Genomic DNA, 4,799 nt, shown 5'->3' on the forward strand with positions numbered 1-4,799 from the left:
CACCACCGGGTCGCATGCCGATCCTAGTCCGCGGCGGCAGTTGCTTGACGCTCGGGCCACGACGACAATCGACACGAGAGCCGTTGACCGAGCTGATCTTGGATGCCTATCCAGACGATGAGCACGATGGATCTTGGACGCTGATCGAAGACGCCGGCGATGGCAAGGACGATGGCAAGGACCCGCAAGCCGAAACCGCGTTAACGGTGACAACCGGACCCGCGGGACCGACGCTCATGATCGGACCGCGCCAGGGCGGCTGGCAGCCGCATCCGCGCACCCTCGTATTGCGACTCCATGTGGCTCAGCACCCGGCGCACGTCCTGCTCGACGGCCTCCCGGTAGCTGACTGGCGCTGGGATCAAGCAGCTCACGCAGTCGTGGTGTCGCTCATCGACGACGGCAAGGCGCACCAGCTGCGCCTGGTAGGATGATCCAAGGCTTTCGCGAATCACCGCTCGAGCTGCGGACGCTCCGGATCGGTCCAGTCGAGGTGGAAGAAGCGCCCGCGAGGCTGATCGACGCGCTCATAGGTATGGGCGCCAAAGTCGTCGCGCTGGGCCTGGAGCAGGTTCTGCGGCAGGCGTGCCGAGCGATAGCTGTCGTAATAGGCCAGCGAGGCCGCGAAGGTTGGCGCTGGTACGCCCTGCTGCGCCGCCAGGGCAACGACCTTGCGCCAGTGGGGCTGGGCGTGGTCGATGGCGGCTTTGAAATGCGGGTCAAGCAACAGATTGGCCAGATCTGGCTCAGGCCGATAGGCCTCAGCGATCTTCTCTAGGAAGTCTGCGCGGATGATGCAGCCGCCGCGCCAGATCCGAGCGATCTCGCCAAGGTCGAGCGTCCAACCATACTCCGCCTGGGCAGCACGCATCAGCTCGAAACCCTGCGCATAGGAGCAGATCTTGGCGCAATAGAGGGCGTCGTGGATGGCCTCCAGCAAGGCTTCTCGGTCCTCCTCAGCAGGCGGCTTGCTGGCTGAATGAGAGGTTGGACCTTCGAGGATCTGGGCCGCCTCGACGCGCTCCTCCTTGAAGGCGCTGATGCAGCGGGCGAAGACCGCCTCGGCGATGGTCGGTGCCGGCACGCCCATATCGAGGGCATTGATACTGGTCCACTTGCCGGTCCCTTTCTGGCCAGCGGCATCGAGCACGATATCGACGAAGGGCTGGCCGGTCACCGGATCGAACTGCTGCAGCACGTCGGCGGTGATCTCGACGAGATAGGAGTCGAGCACGCCATCATTCCAGCGCTCGAAGGTCTGTCCGATCTCGGCCGGGCTCATGCCAGCGAGGCGCTGCATCAGGTCATAGGCCTCGCAGATCATCTGCATGTCGCCGTACTCGATGCCGTTGTGGACCATCTTCACATAGTGTCCAGCGCCATCGGGGCCAATATAGGCGGTACAGGGCTCGCCGCCTTCCACCGGCTTACCGCGCTCGGCGCCGAGCAGCGGCTTGCCGGTCTCAGGATCGACCTTGGCGGCGATTGCCGTCCAGATTGGCTCCAGCGCCTTCCAGGCATCCTCGCGCCCACCGGGCATCAGCGAGGGTCCAAAGCGCGCGCCCTCCTCGCCGCCGGAGATTCCGCTGCCGATGAAACGCAGGCCGCGCTCGGCGAGTCGCTGCTCGCGCGCGATGGTGTCGGTCCACTTGGCGTTACCGCCGTCAATCAGGATATCTCCCTCGTCGAGCAGGGGGATCAGCTGATCGATGACGGCATCGGTGCCGCTACCGGCCTTGACCATGATGATGATCTTGCGTGGCCGCTCCAATGAGCGCACCAGATCCTCCAGCGTCGCGCAGCCGACCAGGCCGCCGGGCGTGTCCGGATGGTTGTCAACGAAGGCATCCATCTTCTCGGTGGTGCGGTTATAGACCGAGATGCGAAAATCGTGATCGGCAATGTTGAGTGCTAGGTTCTGGCCCATCACCGCCAGACCGATGAGGCCGATATCGGAGGGTTGGTCGTTTGCTGCCATGGTGACATCCTCTTCTGTTCGTCAAACCGAGCTCAGCTGGAGCATTGGCCAGGAGCATTGGATTGCACTGGACTACTTGAGGCCGCTTAAAGCAGCAACATGCGGGCCAGTATCAACGCGCGCTCGATACTGGGCATGTCTTGTGCTTTGCTTCTGGAGATGGGCGACTGTTGCTCGACCGTCTGCATCAGCAATGCAGCGCTCCGGTACCCCTCCGCTCACCAGCAAGGCTCGGACCACGACCCTCTCAGATCGGACATCGCCATGCCAAACATGCAGATCAGCCCCTGGGACCTGGCCGTCGTCGCCGTCTATGTGATCGGCACACGGCTCCTGTTCGGTTGGTGGGCAGCGCGCACCGCCCGCAAGGGCGCCGAAGGCTACTTCCTCGGCGGCCGGGCGCTGCGCTGGCCGATCATCGGTCTATCCTTCTACGTCGCCAATATGAGCGGAGGCAGCTTCGTCGGCCTGCCCGGCAGCGGCTACAACGACGGCATCGCCGTCTACCATTACGAATGGCTGCCAGCGGTGATCCTGGTGCTGTTCGTGCTGTTCCTGCTGCCGCTCTATCTGCGCGCGCGCATCTACACGGCCCCGCAGTTCCTCGAGGCCCGCTTCGGCCGCGAGCCGCGGCTGGCGTTCTCCGGCTTCTTGCTGGTTGCCGTGACGCTGATCGACGCGCCAGCATCGCTCTATGCGGGCGCCATGGTCGGCCAGGCCCTGTTCCCATCGGTGCCGATGTGGCCGCTGCTCGCGGCAGGTGCGCTGATCGCCGGGGTCTATATCTTCTTCGGCGGTCTCAGTGCCGTGGTCATCAATGATGCGCTGCAGGCCGCCATGATCATGATCGGCGGCACACTGGTGCTGGTGCTGGCCTGGCAGGCGGTGCCATCCTGGGATGCGGTCGTCCAGGCGGCGCCACCCGATGCGCTGCACCTGATCCGACCCGCTGACGACGAGCTCCTGCCCTGGCCGGGCATCTTCACCGGCGTGCTCGTCATCGGCGTCTACTTCTGGTGTACCAATCAGTTCGTCGTGCAGCGCGCCCTGGGCGCCCAAGACCTGGATCACGGCCGCTGGGGCGCGCTGTTCGCCGGGCTGCTGAAGCTGCCGAACCTGTTCATCCTGGTCATGCCCGGGGTGCTGGCGGTCGCCCTCTACCCAGAGCTTGAGCGGCCGGATCTGGTGTTCCCAACCATGGTCGTGGATCTGCTGCCGGTGGGTCTGCGCGGCCTGCTGCTGGCTGCCTTCGTCGCCGCGATCCTGTCCAGCCTGGAGGCGATCTTCAACTCGTCGGCGACCCTGTTCACGATGGACTTCGTGCGCACCTTCCGCCCGCAGACCAGTGACCAAGGGTTGACCCGCTGGGGCCGGTGGTCAACGGTCGGCTTCATGATCGCGGCGATCCTGTGGAGCCCGATCGTGCTGCAGTTTCCAACCCTGTGGCAATACCTGCAGTCGTTCATGTCCTATATCACGCCGCCGGTGACGGCCGTGTTCATCATCGGCATCTTCTGGCCGCGGGCGAACAATGCCGGTGCCTTGGCAACGCTGGTGATCGGGGTGCCGCTGGGCATCCTCGGCTGGGCCACCAACGAGCTGCTCGACTGGCTGCCGCTCCAATACCTCTATGCAGCCGGAATCATGTTCGCGCTGAGCGCCTTGATCTTGGTGACCGTGAGCCTGGCAACAGCACCGCCGGACCCGGACAAGGTGCAGCGCTGCACCTGGCGTCCAGCGCTATGGCGACAGGAGAGCCAAGATCTGGCCGGCACGCCCTGGTACGCAAACTATCGCTACATGGCGCTCGGGTTGACGTTGCTGGCGGCTGCGGTCGTGGTCTGGTGGTGGTGAGCAGTCTCCGCCATCGTCTACAGATCGAGACCGCATCGGGCGGGACGAGCGCAACGCCGTCGGACCACCCTGAATCGGAGCCCAAATCGGAGGTAGCACCATGGCAGCACCCGTCGTCGTCATCACCGGCAGCACCAAAGGTATCGGATTGGCCATGGCCCATGCCTTTCTGAGCCGCGGTTGCCGGGTGGTCGTCTGCGGCCGTGATGCGGAGCGTGTCGAGCAGACCGTCGACTCCCTTGGGACGCAGACGATCCGGGAACGCATCCTGGGCCAGGCCTGCGATGTGGGCGATCCGGATCAGGCGCAAGCGCTCTGGGACGCGGCGATCCGGCACTTCGATCGCGTCGACATTTGGATCAACAACGCCGGCCTCAATTCGATCGAGCAGGATTTCTGGCAGCATGATCCGGAGCCGATTCAAGCCGTGATCCAGACCAACCTCTTGGGAACCCTCTACGGCTCCCGGGTCGCTGCTCGGGGCATGATTGCCCAAGGTCATGGGCGCATCTATGCCATGGAAGGCTGGGGCAGCGGCAACGAACGGCGCCGCGGCAGCACACTCTATGGCACCAGCAAGGCCGCGATCCGCTATTTCGCCCGCTCGATCACCGCCGAGCTGCGCTCGACACCGGTGCAGTTCGGCACCCTCAATCCCGGCCTGGTTGACACCGACCTACTGGCCCTGAGCACACGGTCTGGACGCGAAGGCCAGGTGAAGCGTTTCCTCAATCTCCTCGGCGATCGACCAGAGACGGTGGGGCCGGCATTGGCCGAGCAGGTGCTGGCCGATCGCCGTCACGGCTCGCGTATCGTCTGGCTGACGCCTTGGCGCATCCTTGGACGGTTGTTGCTGGCACCCTTTCGCAAACGCCACATCGCCGATTGAGCTTCGACTACCCCACATGCGCTGACGTGATCGACCGGGGTTCGGATCTGGTGTTGCCGACGGCCAGCCATTGCGTCG

At 64.5% G+C, this 4,799-nt stretch carries 4 protein-coding genes; 3 read left to right on the top strand and 1 reads right to left on the bottom strand.

Features of this window, described 5'->3' with window-relative positions:
• A partial coding sequence (locus ACY693_RS15125; RefSeq protein ID WP_462322642.1) for a DUF5110 domain-containing protein occupies nt 1-434 on the top strand: 434 nt, incomplete at its 5' end.
• A 17-nt stretch (nt 435-451) separates the two neighbouring features.
• On the opposite strand, the gene gndA is transcribed toward ACY693_RS15125, so the two are convergent.
• Nucleotides 452-1,978, bottom strand: coding sequence for an NADP-dependent phosphogluconate dehydrogenase (gndA, locus tag ACY693_RS15130; protein WP_462322643.1), 1,527 nt, complete (start codon nt 1,976-1,978; stop codon nt 452-454).
• A gap of 264 nt (nt 1,979-2,242) precedes the next feature.
• Between gndA and ACY693_RS15135 the strand changes: the two genes are divergently transcribed.
• Together ACY693_RS15135 and ACY693_RS15140 are read left to right on the top strand one after the other, a co-directional pair.
• Nucleotides 2,243-3,832, top strand: a complete 1,590-nt coding sequence (locus ACY693_RS15135; protein ID WP_462322644.1) for a sodium:solute symporter family transporter — start codon at nt 2,243-2,245, stop codon at nt 3,830-3,832.
• 100 nt (nt 3,833-3,932) lie between these two features.
• Complete coding sequence (locus ACY693_RS15140) at nt 3,933-4,721, top strand: SDR family oxidoreductase (protein WP_462322645.1); 789 nt, start codon at nt 3,933-3,935, stop codon at nt 4,719-4,721.
• Nucleotides 4,722-4,799: the final 78 nt, after the last annotated feature.

It is taken from the genome of Halochromatium sp. (assembly GCF_054919635.1).